The organism is Bacillus sp. LR--39 (assembly GCF_053613335.1).
On the sequence record NZ_JBSIOT010001176.1, the window covers coordinates 1 to 609 of the forward strand.

The following is a 609-nucleotide window of genomic DNA, read 5'->3' on the forward strand; positions in this document are numbered from 1 at the left end:
TGTGCAGCTCGTGTGCGATCAGCTTGAGATCATTCCGCCTGAAATGATCGTCCACCGGATTACAGGCGACGGACCGATTGAGTTGATGATCGGGCCGATGTGGAGCGTCAACAAATGGGAAGTGCTTGGGGCCATTAATAAAGAGCTAGAAAATCGAGGCAGCTATCAAGGAAAGTTCTTTCAGCGCCTTGAGGAGGAATCAGCGCTATGATTTTGAAGAAAATTCTTCCTTACAGCAAAGAACTGCTGAAAATGGCCGCGGGAGAAGGAGATATTGTCGTAGATGCGACAATGGGCAATGGACATGATACACAGTTTTTAGCGGAGCTTGTCGGTGAAAACGGCCATGTATACGCATTCGACATCCAAGAATCAGCCGTGGCCAATACAAAGGAACGGCTCGGTGACATGTATCAAGCGCGAACAACGTTATTTCACAAAAGCCATGATAAAATCGTTGAATCCCTCCCGCCTGAAACACATGGCAAAGTGGCGGCCGCGGTATTTAACCTCGGCTATTTGCCGGGCGGGGACAAATCAATTACGACAAACGGCAGTTCTACGATCAAAGCCATTGAACAGCTTCTCAGCATCATGAAAGACGAAGGT

The 609-nt window shown here is 48.3% G+C and carries 1 protein-coding gene and 1 pseudogene; both read left to right on the forward strand.

The annotated features are described in order from the left end of the window. Positions 1-211 (forward strand): annotated as a pseudogene (locus ACWHAR_RS29240) (TIGR01212 family radical SAM protein); the annotation flags it as partial. Next, positions 208-609 (forward strand): class I SAM-dependent methyltransferase (locus ACWHAR_RS29245; protein ID WP_452088717.1); only part of this gene is annotated, 402 nt, incomplete at its 3' end. The pseudogene ACWHAR_RS29240 and the gene ACWHAR_RS29245, both read left to right, overlap by 4 nt.